Source organism: Streptococcus caprae (genome assembly GCF_042649745.1).
In the GTDB taxonomy this organism is placed as follows: domain Bacteria; phylum Bacillota; class Bacilli; order Lactobacillales; family Streptococcaceae; genus Streptococcus; species Streptococcus caprae.
This window is the reverse complement of sequence record NZ_JBHRZV010000049.1, coordinates 278,583-299,867: the sequence shown is the minus strand read 5'-3', so window position 1 is coordinate 299,867 and position 21,285 is coordinate 278,583. Positions and strand designations below refer to the sequence as shown.

At 44.2% G+C, this 21,285-nt stretch carries 20 protein-coding genes and 2 pseudogenes; 4 read left to right on the top strand and 18 right to left on the bottom strand.

Going from position 1 to position 21,285, the window contains the following annotated elements; genetic code table 11:
• Nucleotides 1-2 precede the first annotated feature (2 nt).
• The 12 genes from trpX to ACFORF_RS07655 all read right to left on the bottom strand — a co-directional run bounded on the left by trpX (nucleotide 3) and on the right by ACFORF_RS07655 (nucleotide 13,602).
• Nucleotides 3-1,001: a tryptophan ABC transporter substrate-binding protein gene (gene trpX, locus ACFORF_RS07710; protein WP_380426985.1), complete on the bottom strand. Its 999-nt coding sequence runs from the start codon at nucleotides 999-1,001 to the stop codon at nucleotides 3-5.
• 22 nt (nucleotides 1,002-1,023) lie between these two features.
• Nucleotides 1,024-2,214: a tryptophan synthase subunit beta gene (gene trpB, locus ACFORF_RS07705; protein ID WP_380426983.1), complete on the bottom strand. Its 1,191-nt coding sequence runs from the start codon at nucleotides 2,212-2,214 to the stop codon at nucleotides 1,024-1,026.
• A gap of 732 nt (nucleotides 2,215-2,946) precedes the next feature.
• Entirely contained in the window at nucleotides 2,947-4,692 is a 1,746-nt protein-coding gene (locus ACFORF_RS07700; protein ID WP_380426981.1) for an ABC transporter ATP-binding protein, read from the bottom strand.
• A complete protein-coding gene (locus tag ACFORF_RS07695; protein WP_380426979.1) occupies nucleotides 4,682-6,433 on the bottom strand; it encodes an ABC transporter ATP-binding protein in 1,752 nt (583 codons plus the stop codon). Before ACFORF_RS07695 ends, ACFORF_RS07700 begins: the two co-directional genes overlap by 11 nt.
• Nucleotides 6,434-6,743: 310 nt before the next feature.
• Complete coding sequence (locus tag ACFORF_RS07690) at nucleotides 6,744-7,277, bottom strand: VanZ family protein (protein WP_380427103.1); 534 nt, start codon at nucleotides 7,275-7,277, stop codon at nucleotides 6,744-6,746.
• 1 nt (nucleotide 7,278) lies between these two features.
• On the bottom strand, nucleotides 7,279-8,367 hold the full coding sequence (gene rlmN, locus ACFORF_RS07685; protein WP_380426977.1) for a 23S rRNA (adenine(2503)-C(2))-methyltransferase RlmN: 1,089 nt from the start codon (nucleotides 8,365-8,367) through the stop codon (nucleotides 7,279-7,281).
• Nucleotides 8,368-8,370: 3 nt separating this feature from the next.
• A complete protein-coding gene (locus ACFORF_RS07680; RefSeq protein WP_380426975.1) occupies nucleotides 8,371-9,018 on the bottom strand; it encodes a YutD family protein in 648 nt (215 codons plus the stop codon).
• A 181-nt stretch (nucleotides 9,019-9,199) separates the two neighbouring features.
• On the bottom strand, nucleotides 9,200-10,213 hold the full coding sequence (locus tag ACFORF_RS07675; protein WP_380427101.1) for a SepM family pheromone-processing serine protease: 1,014 nt from the start codon (nucleotides 10,211-10,213) through the stop codon (nucleotides 9,200-9,202).
• 34 nt (nucleotides 10,214-10,247) lie between these two features.
• Nucleotides 10,248-10,748: a pantetheine-phosphate adenylyltransferase gene (gene coaD / locus ACFORF_RS07670; protein ID WP_380426973.1), complete on the bottom strand. Its 501-nt coding sequence runs from the start codon at nucleotides 10,746-10,748 to the stop codon at nucleotides 10,248-10,250.
• Nucleotides 10,738-11,277, bottom strand: coding sequence for a 16S rRNA (guanine(966)-N(2))-methyltransferase RsmD (rsmD, locus tag ACFORF_RS07665; RefSeq protein WP_380426971.1), 540 nt, complete (start codon nucleotides 11,275-11,277; stop codon nucleotides 10,738-10,740). Before rsmD ends, coaD begins: the two co-directional genes overlap by 11 nt.
• A gap of 136 nt (nucleotides 11,278-11,413) precedes the next feature.
• Nucleotides 11,414-12,406: an aspartate--ammonia ligase gene (asnA, locus tag ACFORF_RS07660; protein ID WP_380426969.1), complete on the bottom strand. Its 993-nt coding sequence runs from the start codon at nucleotides 12,404-12,406 to the stop codon at nucleotides 11,414-11,416.
• Nucleotides 12,407-12,495: 89 nt separating this feature from the next.
• Nucleotides 12,496-13,602, bottom strand: a complete 1,107-nt coding sequence (locus tag ACFORF_RS07655) for an MmcQ/YjbR family DNA-binding protein (protein ID WP_380426967.1) — start codon at nucleotides 13,600-13,602, stop codon at nucleotides 12,496-12,498.
• A 94-nt stretch (nucleotides 13,603-13,696) separates the two neighbouring features.
• Between ACFORF_RS07655 and ACFORF_RS07650 the strand changes: the two genes are divergently transcribed.
• On the top strand, nucleotides 13,697-14,551 hold the full coding sequence (locus ACFORF_RS07650) for an excalibur calcium-binding domain-containing protein (RefSeq protein WP_380426965.1): 855 nt from the start codon (nucleotides 13,697-13,699) through the stop codon (nucleotides 14,549-14,551).
• Between the two features lie 121 nt (nucleotides 14,552-14,672).
• Here ACFORF_RS07650 and ACFORF_RS07645 read toward each other — a convergent pair whose 3' ends face one another.
• The 4 genes and pseudogenes from ACFORF_RS07645 to add all read right to left on the bottom strand — a co-directional run bounded on the left by ACFORF_RS07645 (nucleotide 14,673) and on the right by add (nucleotide 17,202).
• On the bottom strand, nucleotides 14,673-14,948 hold the full coding sequence (locus ACFORF_RS07645; protein ID WP_380426963.1) for a chorismate mutase: 276 nt from the start codon (nucleotides 14,946-14,948) through the stop codon (nucleotides 14,673-14,675).
• Nucleotides 14,929-15,636, bottom strand: coding sequence for a TVP38/TMEM64 family protein (locus ACFORF_RS07640; protein ID WP_380426961.1), 708 nt, complete (start codon nucleotides 15,634-15,636; stop codon nucleotides 14,929-14,931). The genes ACFORF_RS07645 and ACFORF_RS07640 overlap by 20 nt, the downstream gene beginning before the upstream one ends.
• 62 nt (nucleotides 15,637-15,698) lie before the next feature.
• Nucleotides 15,699-16,142 (bottom strand): flavodoxin, encoded by a 444-nt coding sequence (locus ACFORF_RS07635; protein ID WP_380426960.1) that lies wholly within the window; start codon nucleotides 16,140-16,142, stop codon nucleotides 15,699-15,701.
• A gap of 41 nt (nucleotides 16,143-16,183) precedes the next feature.
• Nucleotides 16,184-17,202: pseudogene (gene add / locus ACFORF_RS07630) on the bottom strand (adenosine deaminase).
• Nucleotides 17,203-17,503: 301 nt separating this feature from the next.
• On the opposite strand from add, the pseudogene ACFORF_RS07625 reads away from it, so the two are divergent.
• From ACFORF_RS07625 to ACFORF_RS07615, 3 genes and pseudogenes are all read left to right on the top strand, one after another.
• Nucleotides 17,504-17,917, top strand: a pseudogene (locus tag ACFORF_RS07625) (GNAT family N-acetyltransferase); the annotation flags it as partial.
• Nucleotides 17,918-17,974: 57 nt separating this feature from the next.
• A complete protein-coding gene (locus tag ACFORF_RS07620) occupies nucleotides 17,975-18,910 on the top strand; it encodes a DHH family phosphoesterase (protein ID WP_380427099.1) in 936 nt (311 codons plus the stop codon).
• 123 nt (nucleotides 18,911-19,033) lie between these two features.
• The gene (locus ACFORF_RS07615; protein WP_380426958.1) at nucleotides 19,034-19,276 is read left to right on the top strand and encodes a type B 50S ribosomal protein L31; all 243 of its coding nucleotides are present in this window, start codon (nucleotides 19,034-19,036) and stop codon (nucleotides 19,274-19,276) included.
• Between the two features lie 100 nt (nucleotides 19,277-19,376).
• Here the strand turns inward: ACFORF_RS07615 and ACFORF_RS07610 are convergent, their stop codons facing one another.
• Complete coding sequence (locus tag ACFORF_RS07610) at nucleotides 19,377-20,519, bottom strand: site-specific integrase (RefSeq protein WP_380426956.1); 1,143 nt, start codon at nucleotides 20,517-20,519, stop codon at nucleotides 19,377-19,379.
• A gap of 57 nt (nucleotides 20,520-20,576) precedes the next feature.
• A complete protein-coding gene (locus tag ACFORF_RS07605) occupies nucleotides 20,577-20,906 on the bottom strand; it encodes a helix-turn-helix domain-containing protein (RefSeq protein WP_380426954.1) in 330 nt (109 codons plus the stop codon).
• Nucleotides 20,907-21,285 lie beyond the last annotated feature (379 nt).

Here is a 21,285-nt window from a genome sequence, read left to right as displayed (position 1 = left end):
ACTTATTCTACAACTTGAGCGTCTTTGAGAAGGCTGTCTGGAACGGTGAGGCCGAGTTCAGCAGCAACCTTAATGTTGATTACTGGGCTACCTTCTGTCACGACTTCAACAGGGTTTTCAGCAACGGTTTGACCAGCCAAGATACGAGCAGCCATTTTACCTGTCGAAACACCGAGTTGATATTGGTCGATGGCAACAGAAGCTAGACCTCCCTCTTCCACCATGGTTTGGACACTAGTATAAATTGGAATTTTCTTTTCTTTGGCAGCTTGAACAACTGTGCTAAAAGCTGAGGCAACTGTGTTATCAAGTGGCAACCAGATTGCATCTACCTTGCCCACCATGACACTCATACTGGTTGCAATTTCATTGGTAGATGGAACAGAATATTCTTCAACTGTATAGCCTGCTTTTGCTGCTAATTCCTTAAATTCTGCAACCTGAGAAGCTGAGTTATCTTCGCTGCTTGAGTAGATAACTCCAACAGTTTTAACGTTTGGAGTTAATTCTTGCATCAACTCAACCTGCTTGTCAATAGGTGTCACATCTGAAACACCTGTAATATTTTTATCTGGGTGTTTCAAATCGCTGACCAAGTTTGCGCCAACAGGATCTGTCACAGCTCCCATGATAACTGGGATGTCACTCGTGGCTGAAGCCAATCCTTGCGCAGCTGGTGTTGCAATTCCGATGAGGACATCGTTGCCATTGCTAACAAGTTGCTGACTCATAGTTTGGACCTTAGATTGGTCTGCTTCTGAGTTGAGGAAGTCAATTTCAACATTATCTCCAGAATAGCCCGCTTCAGCCAAACCATCTTGGATTCCACGGTAGATTTCATCCAGAGCTTCATGGGTTACAAACTGAAGTACCCCAACCTTTTTAATGGTATTTTCTTTTGTTGTCGTAGCGTCTTCTGTTCCCTTATTTTGGAAGAAGACTGCGCCACAAACAAGAATAACGATGGCAGCTAAAACTGCGAGTAAACCTTTATTTTTCATAACTTTTCCTTTTCTTTTTTTATTAGTCAATGGTTTGACCGAGATATTCTGCAACTGATGCAACGTCCTTGTCGCCACGTCCAGAAACATTGACGATAATGATGGTATCCTTGTCCAAGGTTGGTGCCAACTTGATGACTTGGGCCAGAGCGTGTGAACTCTCAATAGCTGGAAGAATTCCCTCCGTACGGCTGAGTGTCAAGAGAGCTTGTACTGCTTCTTCATCCGTAGCAGAAACATAATCTACGCGACCAGATTCCTTAAAGAAGGCATGTTCTGGACCAATACCTGGGTAGTCAAGACCGGCTGAGATAGAATAAACGGGTGCGGCAGAACCATCCTCATTGAACAAAGCGATCGTTTTCATGCCATCAATCACACCGACTTCACCCAGGGTCAAGGTTGCTGCGTGCTGATCTGTATCAATCCCCTTTCCAGCAGCCTCAACACCGACTAGTTTGACACTTTCGTCAGCTAGGTACTCTGAGAAGGCCCCGATAGCATTGGACCCACCACCTACACAGGCAATCACATAGTCCGGTAATCGACCTTCCTTGTTCAAAATTTGACGACGAGATTCCTTAGAGATAACACTTTGGAACTCATGAACGATCGTTGGATAAGGATGGGGACCAACAGCAGAGCCTAATACATAGAAGGCATCTAAGTCAGCCATCCATGCTCCAAAGGCAGCATCGACAGCCTCTTTGAGGGTCTGAGTTCCTTCTTCAACAGCATGAACAGTCGCTCCCATCATCTCCATACGGAAAACATTGAGCCTTTGGCGACGGACATCTTCAGCCCCCATGTAAACATCGCAGGCCATTCCAAATTTCGCTGCCGCAGCGGCTGTAGCAACCCCATGCTGACCGGCTCCAGTTTCCGCAATGACTCGGGTCTTGCCCATCCGTTTGGCTAGAAGAATTTGACCGAGCACGTTATTGAGTTTGTGGGATCCAAGGTGGTTTAAATCTTCACGCTTGAGGTAGATTTTTGCACCTCCTAGATGGTCTGTTAAACTCTCCGCAAAGTAGAGCGGGGTTTCTCGACCTGAATAGTCCTTGAGATAATATTCATATTCTGCAATAAACTCTGGATCATTTTTATATTGCTCAAAAGCAGCCTCAAGCTGATCCAGTAACTCTTGAATGGGTTCGGGAACGAAGGAGCCACCAAATTGACCAAAATAACCTTTTTCAACTGTGTTTGTCATAGAAGACCTCTTTCTTTTTGTAACTGAATGATAATGCTAGTAAATTTTGATTAAATCTAAGCAGTTACGCCATCGTTTTTTCATCCTTCTTCTCCTTTTCTGAGCTCTAAGATAGAAAAAAGCCCTCACATGTCCTAAAACATGTGAGGGCGTCTAGTCAACACTAACGCGGTGCCACCTCCATTAACAGCTCCTATGACGGTCCTAAAAACCAGCTGTCATCTCATCCTCCTCTAACAAGGAGTCGTACGGTAAGGGGTACACACCTGAGGAATATTGCTTATCCTCGATTTATAGAATCAGCCCATTTCGACCAAGTCCGCTACTGACTCGCAATATCCGTCAGCTCCCTGAAAACTTTCCTGATGTACTTCTCCTGATTTACAAATATCTTACAAGATTTTTTTTGACCTGTCAACAATTTTTTGTAAAAATTTTCAAAAAATTGAGAGGGGTTACAATTACTCGAAAACACTCCTCACGGTCCCTCTCCCAAAAATAAAGAACCAATCGACCAACTTTGGCCAACGTGATGGCTTGTCGCTTCTTAAAAATTAGTCAACAATAAACCAAGGAGCCGTCTACAAACGAGATGTTAGACTTAGAGAAAAATACATGAAAGAAAAGGTATGGAAAACTGTTCTCAAAAACATGAATTCCATACCTATTTGGGCTATTTATTAGTTAGAGAATGAGATGTTGCTGACTCTCCAAAAGACTAAGGTTTTCCAATTAGTTCTCCATCATGCCTGCTTGGAGCTGATACATCTTATGATAGGTCCCACCAAGAGCAAGGAGTTCATCGTGACTACCACTCTCGATGATGCGGCCCTTATCAAGGACGTAGATGCAATTGGCATCCTGAATGGTGGAGAGGCGATGGGCGATGGCAATCGTCGTCCGACCTTGACGCATCTTCGCTAAGGAATGCTGAACAATTCCTTCGGTCTCTGAGTCAATATTGGCCGTTGCTTCATCCAAAATCAAGATCTTAGGCTGGCTGGCAACCGTGCGGGCAAAGGCGAGCAATTGACGTTGTCCTGTCGAGAAGGTTGATCCACGTTCTGTAACCGGTTCGTCGTAACCATTTGGCAATTTCTGAATGAACTGGTCCGCATCGACAAACTCTGCGGCAGCCTTGACTTCCTCGTCCGTAAGTTCTTGATACATCTTGATATTAGAAGCAATCGTTCCGTGATAGAGGAAGGGGTCCTGCAAGACAAGCCCTATATTTTGACGGAGCTGATCTTGAGAGTAAGTCCGAATATCTCGTCCATCCAAGAGAACCTGTCCTGACTGAAACTCATAAAATCTCATAAAAACATTGATAATAGAGGACTTACCTGATCCAGTCGAGCCGACGAAGGCAATGGTTTCACCCTTCTTAACACTGAAGGAGATATCATCCAGGATTGGATTAACACCGTCGTATGAAAAACTAACGTGCTTAAACTCAATATCACCCTGTTCAATTACTGCTCCGCTATTGTCCTGAAGAGGCTCATAACCATCCTCATCGATAAGGGCAAAAACCCGACCAGCAGAGACCATAGAGGTCTGCAGGGTTGAGAAGTTTTGCGTGACCTCAATCAGTGGATCAAAGAGACGATTGACGTACTGGATAAAGGCATACATAATTCCAGCAGAAATCCCGATTTTCTGCCAGCTAAAGCCAAAGTAAGCCATCAAAACAGCATAGGCCAAAAGCTTGAGTAGGGACATGGCTGGACGCAGGAAAATAGAGTCAATCCTCATGGACTGGTTGGCAAAGTGCAGGTGCTCTTCATTTATCGCATCAAACTCATCCTTCAGCCGGTCCTCCTGGTTAAAGGCCTGGATAATCCGAATGCCCTCGATAGACTCGGAAAGCTTGGTATTGATGTCTGACAAGAGACTCCGTGTTTTGGCAATAACAGCTGTCGATTTTTTCCGGTAGATATTGACAAATATAAAGATAAAAGGCAAAAAAATCGCGACCAAACCAGTCAAGCGGGCGTCCAAGGTTAACATGGTATAGAGAGTCACCGTAAAGATGAAAATAGCCGAGATAAAGCTGGATAAAATACCTGAAAACATCTCCGAAATGGACTCGGTATCATTGGTAATCCGAGAGACAATCGATCCGGCCGGGGTCTTGTCAAAATAGGACATTCCCAGGCGTTCCATATTGGCAAAGGCATCTCGACGAATATCCCGCACCACGCTATAGGAAACACGCGCAAAGAAGAAATTCCCAAAATACTGAACAAGTGTCTGTAAGATATACATGCCGTAATAGCCGATCAGGAGCATAAGAGCTGCATGACCAAAATCCGTCATGTAGCTATCGATAAAATGACTAGCAATGAGGGGGATCAGCGATTTAATAACTGAAGTTGACAAGAGGAGCCCCAGGGCTAGAAGAGTTAACCATTTATAAGGTTTGAGGTAGGATAAGAGTCGCTTAAAGACGACCCATTGGCTAGGGTTAGTTTTCATCAGTCGTATCCTCCTCTTCTAAATCAAGTTGTTGGCTAGCGTAGGTTGAGGCATACCAGCCGTCCTGGGCCACCAAGTCTTCGTGTCGGCCTCTCTCAATGATTTGTCCATCCTGTAAAACCAGAATTAAATCAGCATGTACTACTGCCGACAAGCGGTGGGCTGTAATAATAGTCGTCTTATCCTGACGGGTCGTTTTAAGATTTTCTATAATGGCGTGTTCTGTCTTAGCATCAACAGCTGACAGTGAATCATCCAAAATCAAAATATCTGGATTGAGAATCATGGCTCGACTCATGGCAATCCGTTGCTTCTGGCCACCTGAGAGAGAAACTCCCTTCTCACCAATAACCGTATTAAATTGCTCCGGCATGGCCATGATATCTTCGTAGACTTGGGATAGTTTAGTTGCCGACTCAACCTGCTCCAAGCTTAAATCTGGATTTCCAAACCGTACATTTTCCAAGATTGAGGTCGCAAATAAAAACTGATCCTGAGGGACATAGCCCATCAAACTACGAAGGTCACGCAGGCTATAATCCCGAATATCATGACCATTTAGGGTAATTTGGCCTTCATTGACATCATATTCACGCAAGAGCAACTTGATGATACTGGTTTTTCCAGAACCCGTCTGACCAACGAGGCCCAAGGTTTGCCCCTTCTCCAAAGCGAAGTGAATGGCCTGTAAGGTCTCCTCTTGGTCATAGCGAAAATGGTCCACATCAAACGCTAGGCGACCATTGGTAATAGCAGAGCGGGGAGTCTGACTGTCTTCTACGTCTGAAGTCTGGTCTAAAAGACTGGAAATCCGTTCGTAGGACACGCGCCCACGTTGGGTCATGTTAAAGAGAAAACCAATCGCCATCAAGGGCCATACCAGCATGTCCAGATAGGTCACAAAAGTAACGAGTTTCCCAACTGTAACCTGCCCTTGGTTGACAAAGTAGGCTCCCAGTCCCAGAGTCAAGACATAAGAGGCACCGATAAATAAGAGAACCAAGGGATCCCAGAGAGCATCATATCTCATGGTGACCATATTTTTTTCAAAGGTCATCTGATTGGTCTCCTGAAAGGAGGCCAATTCTTGCTCTTGGTAACCGAAGGACTTGGTCACCTTAATCCCTGAGACAGATTCCTGAACCTTGTTGTTGAGCTCAGAAAAAGCTGCCTGGGATTGCCCAAAAGCCGCATGCGTTTTCCGACCCAAACGTGATGTCGCTAGGGCCATAAAGGGTAGAGGCAAAACCGCTACCAGTGTCATCTGCCATGAAATTGTAAAAATCATAGTGACCAGAGTAACAACCGCTGTAATAGAGGCATCCACCGCAGACATCACCCCGCCACCTGCTAGGCGGGTTAAGGAGTTAATGTCATTGGTCGCATGGGCCATGAGGTCACCAGTCCGATACTTCTGATAAAAGGACGGTGACATGCGGGTAAAATGCTCAAAGAGCCGATACCGCATAATCTGTCCTAGACGGTAAGACGTTCCTAGGATATACATCCGCCAGATATAACGCAGTACATACATAGCAAAAGCCGATAGAATCAGCCAGAGCAAGCCCCACAACAGGCTTGAACGCGTTAAACTTTTATTGGTAATGTGGTCAATGACCTGACCCATCATGAGAGGTGGCACCAAATTAAAGACCGCCACCAGACTGAGCGATAAAATCCCAATCAGGTAACGGCGCTTTTCAAGTTTGAAAAACCACCACAAATCTTTAATAATTTTCATGTGAATTCCTTTTCTGTTTAGATTAGACTCGTCTAAAACCAGCACAAGTCAGCGTTAAGCCTTTCTGCCTCTTTCTTATAGGTGCTTTAGGTCACCTTGCCTGGTTAGGTTTTGAGTCAGTAGAGCATCAGTTGAAGCAACACGGATTCACTTCCGATTTTCAGGACCTTGTCTTCAAATTCTTCAGTGGCATAGTAGAACCTTCTACCAGCGATACTCTTTCTTGTCTAGCGACTTCATCACCCTATTTCAAGCTCAAATCGTCCGAGGACGGCTTGAACGCCTTTAAAAAATACCGACAAGCGGTATTTTATAGGCTTTCATTAGCATTGGACTGGAGGATTTTCTTAATACGTTTATGCAGTCCGGAATAAAGCAGATAGGCAATCAAGCCACCTAAAGTATTTGTCCAAAGGTCGTCAACTTCAAAAACACGGTTGAAATCAAAGAGCACATCCAGCAAGACCTGACCACACTCGATACACAGAGACAGGGCAAGAGCTAAGAGTCCTGATTTTTCCCATGAGCGGATTTCAGGAAAGAGCCAAAGGGCTAAAAAAACAAGCGGAAACAGCAGCAAAATGTTCATGGCATTTTGACAAAAAATCCAAACCAGCTGACCTAATGAGCTGACATCTCCAAATCTCACCAGTGAATTAAGGGGCATCAAGAGAACAGGGACCCGACCGTAATAGTGAATCCCTGGTGTCTCAATGCCACTAATATCAATCTGGGGGCTAAAGCACATCAGTCCTACAGCAAGGACATAGAGTAACAACAGTCCCCCTACTAGCCGCCTACCACCCCTGGTAAGCTCGCCCACATCTGTCCAAAGTCCAAACATTTTAAAGACCTGCTGTTGCTGCGACAGCTTTTTGACGGTCACGCTTCATAGTATTGGAGCGCAACTGACCACAAGCTGCGTCAATATCCGTCCCATGCTCCTGACGCACGACACAGTTGACTCCGTTTTTCTTGAGAACATCATAGAAAGCATCTACGCGCTCTTTTGGACTCCGAGAATATTGATCATGCTCTGATACAGGGTTGTAGGGAATCAGGTTAACATAGGATAACTTCCGAATTTTCTTGGTTAAGTCGGCCAATTCCTGAGCATTCTCAGGATGATCATTGACTTCATTGAGCATAATATACTCAAAAGTTACACGACGGTTGGTCGTTTCAATGTAGTATTCAATGGCTGCGAACAGTTTTTCCAACGGAAAGGAGCGATTGATTCGCATGATGCTCGAGCGAAGCTCGTTATTGGGCGCGTGGAGAGAGACCGCAAGGTTGACTTGCACCCCTTCATTGGCAAAATCACGAATTTTGTGCGCCAAGCCAGATGTCGAAACCGTGATATGACGGGCACCAATGGCAAGACCGTTGTCATCATTGACCGTACGGAGGAACTTAAGCACATTATCATAGTTGTCAAAAGGTTCACCAATCCCCATAACCACGATATGGCTGACTCGCTCTCCTTGACCGCGTTCGTCAAAATACTTCTGAACCAGCATGATTTGGGCTGTTATTTCACCGTTATTAAGGTCGCGTTGCTTCTTAATCAGACCTGAGGCGCAGAAGGTACAGCCGATATTGCACCCCACCTGGGTCGTCACACAGACTGAGAGACCGTAATGCTGACGCATGAGTACTGTCTCAATCAGCATACCATCAGGTAACTCAAAGAGATACTTGACCGTACCGTCCTTTGATTCTTGAACAATTCGTTGCTTGAGTGGATTAACACAGAAATGGTCATTGAGCTTGGCAATGAAGTCCTTGGAAATGTTCGTCATCTCTTCAAAAGACTGAACACGTTTTTTATAGAGCCAATCCCAAATTTGGGTGGCCCGAAACTTCTTCTCTCCGTTTGCGACTGCCCAATCAATCAACTCATCACGAGTCAAACTGTAAATAGATGGTTTCATGGTTTAGTTTTCCTTTTTTCTGATGGTGAAATGCTGTTGAACCTTCTCAGCCTTCTGCTTGGTTGGCTTCTTCTTGTTTACCGCAGCCGAGTCTGTCTGTTTACGCTGGATCTTCTTGAAATCATTCTTTGGCTTGGAACGTCGAGGTTTTTTGATGGGTTCAAAATGAACCTCTAACTCAGTTTCACTAGCCTGCTGGCGCCACTGACGATTGTCCTTTTTGTCTCGTTCAGGGCGTTCAGAACGATTATTCTGACGACGATTACGGCGACGACGAGGTTTGTCCTCTTCCTTCGGTAATTCGCGAGGCTCTGCATTTTCCAAAATAAAATAAGCGCACCCAAATGAGCAATACTCCTTGAGATAATCCTCAATCCGAGAAACTTTTTGAGCTGCTAAAACAGGCTTTTCATCCTTGAAAAATCCTTTGAGCCTGAGTTGGCCATTAGACCAATCCCCTACAATGTAGTCATAGCGGAGCATGATTTCGGAAAACCGTTGGGTAAAGGCTGTTACATCTAGGGCCTCCTTGTGGTTTTCCAAAATTGTGAAGCTGATATCGTCACTCTTGACAAATTGATCAAAGGTAATGAATTCAGGCCCAGGGAATTTATTGTAATTATACTGCTCTGGTGCAATTTCTTTCTTCATACACGACCAGCGTAGGATTAACCACGCCTTCCTCTCTCTGTTTCTATGGATTTATTGAGAACCTAACAAACTAACTCAGGTCCCATTTTTCATTCTTATCTAACCTTACCATTATACACTATTTTTCAGATTTTGTAAGGTTACAAGTAAAAAGAAGCAAGCCTAAACTTGCTTGCCCTTTTTACTGTGAATCTTTTAAATAATCAATCGCTTCTTGGACTGTGGTGACTGGTACGATTTTCATGTCTGTTCCCAGTTCCTTGGCAGCCTCTAGGGCTTCTTGATAGTTCGTCTTAGCATCAGGATTTTCCTTGAGGTAGGCTTCATCAACTGGATTATTTGGCACAAAGAAGATCTCCGCACCGATATCATCAGCTGCCTTAACCTTGAGATAAGTTCCGCCGATATCACCAACTGAACCGTCCTGCTCAATGGTTCCTGTCCCGGCAATGACACGACCCTTACGTAAATCTTCATCAACCAGCTGGTCGTAGATATCCAAGGTAAACATGAGTCCAGCAGACGGACCACCCACGCCCTCTGTTGAGAAGGTCACCTCAGTATCAGTTTTAACCTCAGTATGATCCGTCAAACCAATCCCGATTCCATTTTTACCATTGTCCAGCTTGATAATTTTACCTTCAGCTTCCGTTGCCACTCCACTTGTCGTATACTGAACCGTCACAGCATCGCCAATCGTTAGACCTGACACATATTCAATAAGATCGGCAGACGACTTAAAGGTCTTGCCATTGACACCTGTCACAGTGTCAGCAATATTCAGAACTCCTTGGAAGGTTGAATTGTCGCTAACCGATAGGACGTAAACCCCCATAAAGTCCATGCTAACCTCTTTGCCAGCTAGACTAAGAGCCTGATAGATAGCCCCATTTTGCGAAGTTTCCATGTAGTACTGGCTAATCCGCCAGTAATCCTCTGAACTGTATCCACCTGTGGTATCTTCCTTACTAGAAATCTCCGTAAAAGGGGTCAACCAGGCATAAATCAATTGCAGAGCATTGGCTTCCGATAAGGTCACGGCTACAAAGTTATAGGACCCCTCAGCATCATCTGTTTGGTCTTCAACCTGCAAGACCGTCCGAATATCGTAGGCACCCCCTGGCATCTCTATGTAATAAGGAAGCGGAATAAAAAGTCCGACAATCACTAGGGCCAAGATTAGGAAAAACCAAATCTTACGACCTGAGCCTTTCTGCTTTTTAGGGGTTTCAAATGCGTTGTTGATGTCCAAATTGTTTCTCCACTTCTGTTACGACTGCTTGAGGGACAAAGGCTGCAATGTCCGCTTCAAAATGAATAAGTTCGCGAATGCGACTGGAACTGACATGGCGGTACTGGTCTGCTGTCAATAAAAATACTGTCTCCAAATCCGCTACCAGATGATGATTGTAGTAGGCTAGATTTGCCTCATATTCAAAATCCGTCGCATTGCGCAAACCTCTGACTAAATGAGTAACTCCCAGTTGCTTGGCAATATCAACCGCCAGCGAATCTCTAGCAGTAATCACCTTGATCTTGGGGTAGTCTGCTAGACTAGCCTCTAACATGGACTGACGAGACTCAACACTAAAGAGACCTGCCTTGTCCTTATTGTAAAAAATCCCCACATAAAGCTGATCAACCAGGTGACTAGCCCGTATGATAATGTCTAAATGGCCCAGGGTTACGGGGTCAAAGGAACCTGTGAACAATCCAATTTTATCTGACATAAACCGTCACCTTACTAATTCCATATGTTTTCTGCTTCCAAATTCCGAAATGGCTAACTTCCTCGGGCAGATCTACCGCCTTGTCCGTCTCACAGACAATCATGACCTCTTCAGACAGGACGCCAGCTTCTTCCAGCGCCTCGATGTTGGCTACAATCTGCTCCTTGGCATAGGGTGGATCCAGCAAGACCAAATCGAACTGACCGCTTAATTGGCTAATGGCCCGCTCGGCCTCCATCTTTAGCAAGGTAAAGCGCTCCGCCACCTGGGTCATGGAAATATTAGCCTGAATAATCTCTTGAGCCCTGCGGTCCTTCTCGACCAAAACAGCCTCTGCCATGCCTCGAGAAACCGCCTCGATAGACAAACCTCCCGAACCCGCAAAAAGGTCCAGAACTCGTCCCCCCTCAAAAAAGGGACCAATCATATTAAAAAGGGCACCGCGGACCTTGTCCGACGTCGGACGAGTTGTCTTTCCCTCCAAGGTCTTCAATGGCCGCCCACCAAATTCACCAGCTACAATTCTCATGTTTTCTATTATAGCAGAAAAATAGCAGAGCGGACAGTGTGAAGCAAAGAGACACTTGATATTAGGTTCATCATCACTCTCCTCCATACAAGTTAACCAAAAAGAGCTGAGCCCCTGCCCAACTCTCTGTTCTTGCTTACAAGATATTTTCAAATTCATTACGGACAGCTTCAGGCCAGACACTAGACTGCACTTCACCGATATGTTTTTTGCGAAGGAGGAACATGGCCAAGCGAGACTGACCGATACCGCCACCGATTGTCAGTGGGAAAAAGCCTCGAAGCAAGGTCTTGTGCCAATCAAATTCTAGACGATCCTCATCGCCAGTAATGGCACATTGGCGTTTAAGAGCATCTTCATCAACCCGAATCCCCATAGAGGATAATTCAAAGGCAGATTGCAATTGATCATTCCAAACCAAGATATCACCGTTTAGACCCTTGTAACCATTCTCTGAAGGGCTAGTCCAATCATCGTAGTCAGGGGCACGCCCATCGTGGGGCTTACCGTCTGCCAAAACTCCTCCGATACCGATAAGGAAAACGGCACCATATTCTTTAGCGACTGCATTTTCACGTTCTTTTGGAGTCAGGTCAGGGTAGCGTTCCACCAATTTCTCCGTATGAATGAAGGTAATTTGCTTAGGCAAGACAGACTCAATATCGTAACGGGCCTCTACTGCCAGCTCCGTCAAGCGAATGGCTTTATAAATCTGCTCAACAGTCTCTTTGAGATAGGCTAAGTTCCGACGGCCATCTGGAATAACCTTCTCCCAGTCCCATTGGTCCACGTAGACGGAGTGAGTTGGATCCAAGTCATCTTCGTCAGGACGTAAAGCCTTCATGTGGACAAAAAGGCCTTCACCTTCATTAAACCCAAAACGGGCCAAGGTGTGACGTTTCCACTTGGCCAGAGAATGCACCACCTCGTAGGTCGCATCCGGAATGAGCTTGACATTAACGGTTACCGCATTCTCCACACCTGACAAATTATCCTGCATCCCGTCGCCGACACGGCTCAGGATAGGTCCCTGCACCTCAACAATCTCCAACTTATCAATCAAATATTGGGTGAAGGTGTTTTTCACAAAGGAAATTTCTCCCTGCTGGTGTATAAAGTTTTTTTTCATAATATGTCCTCTCAAAACTGACTTAGTACCATTTTACTACTTTTCAGAAAAAAGAAAAGATGAAATCCTGAATTTTCACCTTTTTCTGACTATTTTTCTTTCTGGGCAATAGCAGAGCTAGACGCCATTGCCTCTTGAACCGCCTCCATCATCTCCTTGGTCAACCGACGTGGCCCGCGCACAGCTCTTACGCCCAAGGATTTCATGCGGTCAAAGGGAAAGACTGTATCCGCGAAAGTGTGAATTCTTCTCACCTTCATGAGGGGCTTGTCAGTCTCTTCTTCAGGCACCTGACTAGGTGGAATATCAGCCTCCAAGACCTGGCAGACATAGCGGACGGCCTGAATCGGTGTTGTGATATACATGCAAACCAGATCACCAGTTTTAATGGTAGATTTCTGGGTCCAATAGACATCATCTGTCTGGGCAAACTCAGCATCGATGTCAAAGCGTTTGGGATTGGCTGGAATGACCCAATAATCGGGGCCTGTCGCAGAACGATAGCCTTTTGGCAGGGTCAGTTGACGGCTGGTTGCCACCAGGTCAAACAGGTCCGTGTCGGACATTCCTTCATCCAAAACGACCGTTACCCAGGATTTTTTGTTCATGTGGTAGGCGGGGTAGATGGCCTGGGTCCCCAATAACTTTTCAAGTTGATTGGGCTCGACCTTGACATTGATGACCTCGATAAGATCTTCCAGCTGTTCTGCTGACCAGTCCTCTCCACTTAAATCCAGTTGCTGACGCTTGATTTGCGTGACCAGACCGTACCACTTATGATGAATCGGTTCGCGGAAGGCTGTGTAGTTAGGATATTTGGCAAAGGGATGATCATAGGTATCCCCATAGGTCGCTTGTAGATGTGCCACCAGTCGATTACCCTGGTCTGACAGCAGAGGAGACGACAAACAGCAAAGCTCCGCTATTTGCCCCAAAAGAGCCAAATAAGCCTCCCGCACCTGGCCGACGAAGGCCCCACGAGCTCCAACCACACGAAAGGCACGATACTCTTCGTTCATGTCGCAATCCCAAACCTGACCAGTCAACTGTCCATCTACAACCCGTAACCGTACTTCAAATTCTCCACCTAAAATAGGCTGGCTATAAGTCAGGCACCCCTGCTTCTTCTTAAAACCAAAATCGAGCAACTTTTGAATTTGAAAAGTCTTACCCTGAAAAATAATCTGTTCGTCCACTAGAAAATCTCCTTTAATTTTTTAAAAAAAGTTAGTTTTTAGAATGTTTTTTGATATAACAATATCATCAATAAACAAAAAGGAAGGGAATAAAATGCCATCACCATCTCAGTTAAAACAAATATTTACCGGTAAGAATCTTGCCCTCGGCTTCTTGACTGTCCTAGCAAGTAGCTCATTAATCAGTCACAATTCTCAACAAGATACAATTACCAAACTTGAAGATCAGATTAGCCAACAGGAAAAAACCATCAGCCAGTTGCAAGATGAGAAGGAAACTATTGAAAAGCAACATGCGACCTTTTTAGAAGAAAATAAAGAAATCATCCAACTCGGCAAGGAAGCAAAAAAAGCTGAGGAAGAAAAGAAAAAAATCCTTAAAACTGCTGAAACTGCTATCCAAGAACTTGAAAAAACTCAAAACAAAGAGCTCTTAGCAGCCACACAAGAAAAAATCAATCTTATTTCCGATGCCAGTCAAAAAGAAGCCCTCAACAAACGTTGGAATACCGTCAAAGAAACCATTGACAAGAAGGAGGCCGATGCCAAAAAACTTGAAGAGGCCAAGGCCAGTGTTGCGAGTCTCGAAAGCAATCCAAACCGCGATGCTTTAAATCAGGCTAATGAAAAACTAAAGCTTGTCTCTAACGAAACCGAGAAAAAGACTCTCCAAGATCGTATTACAACCGTGCAAACTAACATTGAAAAACGAGAGGCAGAAGAGAAGGCCGCAGCTGAAGCTCAAGCGGCAGCCCAGGCACAAGCAGCTGCTCAATCACAAGAAGCACAAATCGCAGCCTTCGCCCAACAGCCTGCAGCAAATGCCAACGTTTATTATGCCAATTGTACTGAAGCCCGAAACGCTGGTGCAGCTCCTATCTATAGTGGAGACCCTGGTTACAGTCGAAAACTGGATAGAGACGGTGATGGAGTCGCTTGTGAACGCTAGTCAACTCTGTCTCCATTAAGCCTTGTTTTCCTCCCAATCCACATCGTACCTACCAATCTAAGCATCTCTAGGATCAATACCTATCACTACAAAAGCTGGACTTAACCATCCAGCTTTTTTGCTATTCTTTAAGTCCCAATGCCTTGGCCTGGTAGCGCCGAGACTGGATCATTATATCTGAAAAAGTGGCCTGAATAGTCTCTTGGTAAGCCTTATTTTCAACCAAGCGACCAACCTTATCTAGCAAGGTAGCTTCCCGTTCAGGATCAAAGATTGGTTTGCCAGTTTCCCGTTTATATTCCGCAACCTGACCAACCAAATCCATCCGTTTTTCGAACAGGGCAACGAGTTCTCTATCCACACTGTCAATTTCTCGTCTAATTGCATCCAAATCCATTTGTTTTCCTCCTTCTTTTCTTTTTCCATTCATAAATTGCATAGCTAATTAGAGCAACAAGGATAACCCAAAAAACTCCTCCTAAACGCTTAAAGTTCCCTACCATCACGGCATCACCCCCAAAAGCATAAAGAAGGCTAGCAGGTAGTAGACCCAAGACCATAGCCAACCCTAAGGACTGACGACTAACCTTCAATTCTACGGCCAAATCATTAACCAAGACTGTTGGAATAAAGGGAATCATATAACCCAGCATCAAACCTAAAAATGGATTTTGGATGGTCTTTAAATCCTCCATTAAGTGATTGGACTTACGGTGAGCATGCCCCTCACCAAGGTGAGGTAAAATCTGCAAAACCAAGACATTCCCCAAGCACATCCCCATAAGATTAAGAACAAATCCAAGCCAGGGTCCAAAAACCAAACCATTTACAATCGCAGCTACGGAGCTAGAAAGTAAGGGAATAGCCGTCATCACTTCGGTCAAAAGCAAAAGTAAGAGAAAATCCAAAGCATCTGGGCGCCCAATCCTCTCTTTGAGCATCTCTGGATGGCTAAAAAGAACAACCATCTGCCCCAACTTTTCCCAATTTTTCCAAACCAAAAACCCTACGATTAGTACACTTAATAAACCCATTAAGCAGAAAAAACGTTTTTCTAAAAGACTACCTTGCGGTCTCGTTGCCATTCCTTCTCCCTTGTAAAAAAGTGGCCTTGGGCATCCCTTGGCTCACTCTTCAAATTCATTGTTTAGTCAAAATGAGCCGACAAGGCTTCCGCAAAGGCTTCAAGCTTCTCGATATCTTCATCTTCAGCCGCTAAGTCAACTTTGACAGAGTCTGCACCCTTGGTAGCACCTGTCATGAAGAAGGCTTCCTCAAAATCATCAACGGTCTTACAGAAATAATCATAGAAGGTATCACCTGAACCAACCACACCGTAAACCTTACCAGATAAATCCAGGTCCTTTAAATCCTCATAAAAATCCACAATTTCATCAGGAAGATCACCGTCTCCGTAAGTATAGCTGGCAATAACTGCTAAATCTGCATCCTCAAAATCCGCCGCATCCACTGACGTACACTCGTCAATTTCCACGGTATGCCCCAGTTCCTGCAACTTATTGGCAACGATATCGGCGATTTCTTCTGTATTTCCTGTCATACTAGCATAAACAATTTTTGCTAAGGCCATAATTTCCTCCAATAATAAATTACTTCTATTCTAGCATAAATTTACAAGAATGGCTGATAGTTTTGGCGGATTTTTTGCAATAGCAGAGCTTTTTCAGCTAGACTGATAAAGGCAGCCTGTATGGCATTCTCATTGAAGCGGAGAAAATCCGCTGTCGCTGTCCCGTAGATCTTGTAGAACAGTTCATACTCCTTGGTTAAATTGGTATCAGAAACCGTCCGATTGTCCGTGTTGATGGTGATATTAGCACCTGCTTGATAGAGCTGAGGATAAGGGAAATCCTCTATGCCAGGAACCGCCTTGGTCTGGAGATTGCTGGTCAAACACATCTCAAGCGTTGCTCCATCAGCTACCACGTGCTCGATTAAATCTGGCTCTTTATAAAGGGCTGTCGCATGACCGAATCGCTTGAGCCCAAGGTCCATCCCGTAGGCGACATTGGCTGCACAACCGCACTCCCCTGCATGGAAGGTCATGGGTAGCCTCAAGTCCTGGGTCTCCCTAATCAGCTCTGCGATTTCCTCTATCGGATAATCCACTTCATTACCTGCAAAGTCAAAGCCTGCTAGACCACGGTCTGGAGGTCACGCACCGCCTGAAAGATCGGCAAGGCTTGCTCAGCTGCTGTCTGCTTAAGTCCACAAACCAGAGCTTTGACGACGATATCCTGCTCTGCCATGGCATCCGAAAAACCAGCCAAGACAGCCTCAACGACCTCATAGGCGGACAAACCTTGGTCCGTGGAAAGTTCAGGCGCAAAGCGGATTTCCGTATAAAGAACATTTTCTTGGGCAGCAGCTACTGCCACATCATGGGCCGCCAAGCGCAGAGCATCCTTGGTCTGGAGTAGGGGACGGACAAAGTCAAAGGTTTTTAGGTAGTCGTTGAGGCTCTCCACATGAGCTGGAGCCGTGACCAAGGCCTTGAGTTCAGCCTCATCTGCTGGCAGGGCAATCTCAGCCATGTCAGCCAGTCGCCTTATGGTTGCTAGCGGCAAAGACCCATCCAAATGACAATGTAGCTCAACCTTTGGTAGCTCATGAAATTCTGATAACGTCATCTCGTCCAAACTCCTCACTCATACTCCCTCAAAATCAATAAAGACAATGCAGATTGACGTAGACATATCTGACGTTGCAAGGAAACCTAGCAATCTATAGTTTTGATTTTGGAAGAGTATCAAAAATAATATTGTCGTCTATCCTATCATATTAACCGCCGATGTCAAGTCAAACGTTCGGTTATTAAGCGAGTTTTAATATCCATTCCCCTTCAAACTTCTCCTAATATTACAGATAACGAAATATCGCTTATTTTTCTATTTTAAGCTATAATAAATAGCATAACCAAAAGGAGGGTTTATGGACTGGAAAATCAGGACCTTTGAGGAACTAGAAGCACTAGAAATTTTTCGAATTTACAAGATTCGCATGGAAATTTTCATGCTGGAGCAGGACTGTCTCTATCCGGAGATTGATGAACTAGATTTAAGCGCCCTCCATCTCTTTCTGGAGGAAGATGGGCAAATCTTAAGCTACTGCCGAATCATTCCTCTAGCTGACCAAGTTAAAATCGGACGAGTTCTAGTCGCTACGAGCAATAGACAACAAGGGCTAGCTCGAAAATTGATGGAACGGGCCTTTGGGACCATAGCAGAGCAGTTCCCTAACCTTCCTATCTTCGTCCAGGCCCAGACACATTTAACACCCTTTTATGCCAGTCTAGGCTTCTCCCCTATCAGTCCCTCCTACCTTGAAGACGGTATCCCCCATACCGATATGCTGAAGGCACCTACAGAAAGGACGGCAGATCACCCATCTGTCCAAACTACAATGACCATTTTCAACCAAATTTTAGAGCAAATCAAAGCTTATGATACCATCATCATCCACCGCCACCAGAATCCCGACACCGACGCTCTTGGAAGCCAACTCGGACTTCGAGAGATTCTGAGAACCAACTTCCCTGACAAGTCTATCTATGCCGTAGGCTTTGACGAGCCCAGTCTAAGCTGGATGGCAAAAATGGATCAGGTAGAGGATGCGGCCTATACCGATGCCCTCGTCATCGTAACCGATACTGCCAATACCCCGCGTATCGATGATAGTCGCTACACCAGCGGCAATTACCTGATCAAAATCGACCACCATCCCGACGAGGATCCCTATGGGGACCTGCTCCATGTCGATACAACTGCTTCCAGTGCCAGTGAAATCATCACTGATTTTGCTAGAGGGACTTGTCTCAACTTATCCACTGAAGCAGCCCGGCTCCTCTATGCTGGGATAGTCGGGGACACAGGACGCTTCCTCTATTCTGCCACGACTAGCAAGACCTTCCAAATGGCAGCCTACTTGCGTGAATTCGACTTTGATTTTGCTGGCCTAGGACGACAGCTGGACTCCTTCCCTTATAAGATTGCAAAATTGCAGGGCTACGTCTTCGACAATCTAGAAGTCAGTCCAGAAGGGGCAGCCCGCATCGTTTTGACACAGGAAATCCTGAAAACCTATGAGGTTACGGAGGCTGAAAGCTCTGCTATTGTCTCTGCACCTGGGAAAATTGACAGCGTTCAATCCTGGGCCATCTTCGTCGAAAAACCTGATGGAACCTATCGAGTTCGCCTCCGCTCTAAGATCCAGCCAATCAGTCCGATTGCCAAGCGCCACGATGGTGGTGGACACCCGCTTGCCAGTGGTGCCAACTCCTTCTCCCTCCAAGAAAACGAAGAAATTTTCCAAGAATTACGGGACAACCTCGCTGAGTAACCAGCTCTGCAATTTCCCAAAAGAAAAAATCAAAAATACTTGCCAAGATGGAGGAGTTTTGATAAACTAGAATGGTTAATAACTATGGCTCAAGAGAGCTATGGCAGAAAGGAAACCTTAACGATGAGAAAAGATATTCATCCTGAATACCGTCCAGTTGTCTTTCTTGACACAACTACTGGCTACCAATTCCTTAGTGGATCTACAAAGAGTTCAAAAGAAACTGTTGAATTCGAAGGGGAAACTTACCCATTGATCCGTGTGGAAATTTCATCTGACTCACACCCATTCTACACTGGACGTCAAAAGTTCACGCAAGCAGATGGTCGTGTGGACAAGTTCAACAAAAAATACGGTCTCAAATAAGAATCCGCATTTACCAAATAAAACTGTTGAAATCAAGCCTTTTCCGAGAAATCGGGAGAGGCTTTTTTGGTGTGTGATTGTCATTTTGATTGCCACCATGCTAGCTACTCATAAATTGAGCAAATTTTTGAGCGGTTTGCTCCTTCACTTCCTTAGTAACATGAGCATAGATATTCATGGTTGTTTTAATGTCTTCATGACCTAAACGTTCCTGGACTTCTTTTATTGTAGCTCCTGCTTCAAATAACAAGCTACAATGAGTATGTCTGAATCCATGAGGAGTAATCTTTTTGAGACCGTACTTCTTCAAAATAACCTTCAGATGATAGTTGATGTAATCAAAGCTGTGGGGCTGACCATCAAGATTCACAAAAACTAAATCATCATCTTTTAAGCGAGTAGGAAAGGTCTGCTCTTTCCGATAATGTTGCCACTTCTTTAATTTAGCTACAGTGATAGGGTCTAAAGCTATGCTACGTTTACTTCTTTTAGTTTTGGGAGTTTGAAAAATCTGTTGGTTATTCTCTCCATAAACAATGGTCTGATTAACCGATAGACTACCACATTCTAGGTCAATATCTTTCCAACGCAGAGCCATTAACTCACTCTTTCTTAAACCAGTATAAGCTAAGATACGAAAAATAATTGATAGCTCTAAATCACCTTCTTGTTCTACACAATCCAAGAACTGGCGCAGTTCATCTTTACCATAGAATTTTTTATCTTTCTGCTCATCGTCATCAATAATTTGGCGTTTACGAGGTCTAATGACTTTTCTCATTGGGTTATCCATCAAATACCCTAGATTGACAGCATAGTCTAAAATAGCACGCACCTTGCCCATAAAATTGGCGTATTTTGCGTATGTCGTAAACCAATGATTCGATTGGTTTTGACAAAAGGATACGCTGATTTTATCCACAAAGTAATCACCAAAAACAGGCAGAATATGTAAGTCAGCTTGTGCTTTTTGACGGACATAAGTACTTTCTTTAACAGTATTCTTATAATGTGATAACCATAATTCATAAACTTCTCTGAACTTCAAATGCTTTACAGGCTCAGAAAATCCTTCCGCCTCCGTTTTAAGTAGGAGTTGACTTTCTGCCAGTTTAGCTTCTTTATGTGTCTTAAAACCTCGTTTACAGGCTTTGATTCGTTTCCCTGTCAATGGGTCAGTTCCTAAATATGTATGGTACATGTAGCGAATAGTACCATCTTTCAGTTCATATTTTTTAATCATAATGTTATCTTTTATCTAAAATACCACTTGATTCATTTGAACATCAAGTGGTATTTTCTATTCTTCAAGTAGGCTAATAAAGGCCTTAATTTTTTTCTCTTGTTTATCCTTAGGTAGTCTAGCGATAGCTACAAGTAATTCTTCGATAAGTGCTGTATCAGCCTGAATGTCAAAATTGAAAAATTCACTGTATGTTAGGTCTAACGATTCTAGTAATAGTTCCAAGGTTTCTAATCGTGCTGTATGCCTGTAGTTCTCCAACTTATTAACATATTTTACATCTAGCCCTGAAGCATGAGAAAGGGCTTCTTGGGTTAATCCTTTATGCTTTCGTAACTCTTTAACTCTATCGGCTACAAACCGTGATAAATTGTTGTTATTCTCCATGATATTATCCTCTAGTTTTAGAATAACACCGACTTTGATTAAAACATATCCATAATTTCAGAACAATTTTTATTTTTAGTTCTGTTTACAGAACTTTTGTGCTATAATGTAGAAATAGAATAGATGAAGTTTTAAGAGAAGCCCCTATTACAATAATTTCCATTTAAGCAAGGGCTTGAATAACCTTGTTTTTAAGCCGTTTTATAATCAAAGTTGGGTCTATCTTAAAATAGGAATTTAGAGGAGTAAAGCATGGCAAGTTTTGAAATTATGAAATCCTCATTTGTCAAATTAAGCTAGACAATTTCACCTGACTCAGAAAAACTTGATATGGCGTTTGGTAGTTCAAGGACTTCCTCGGGATTCGATTTCTCTTATT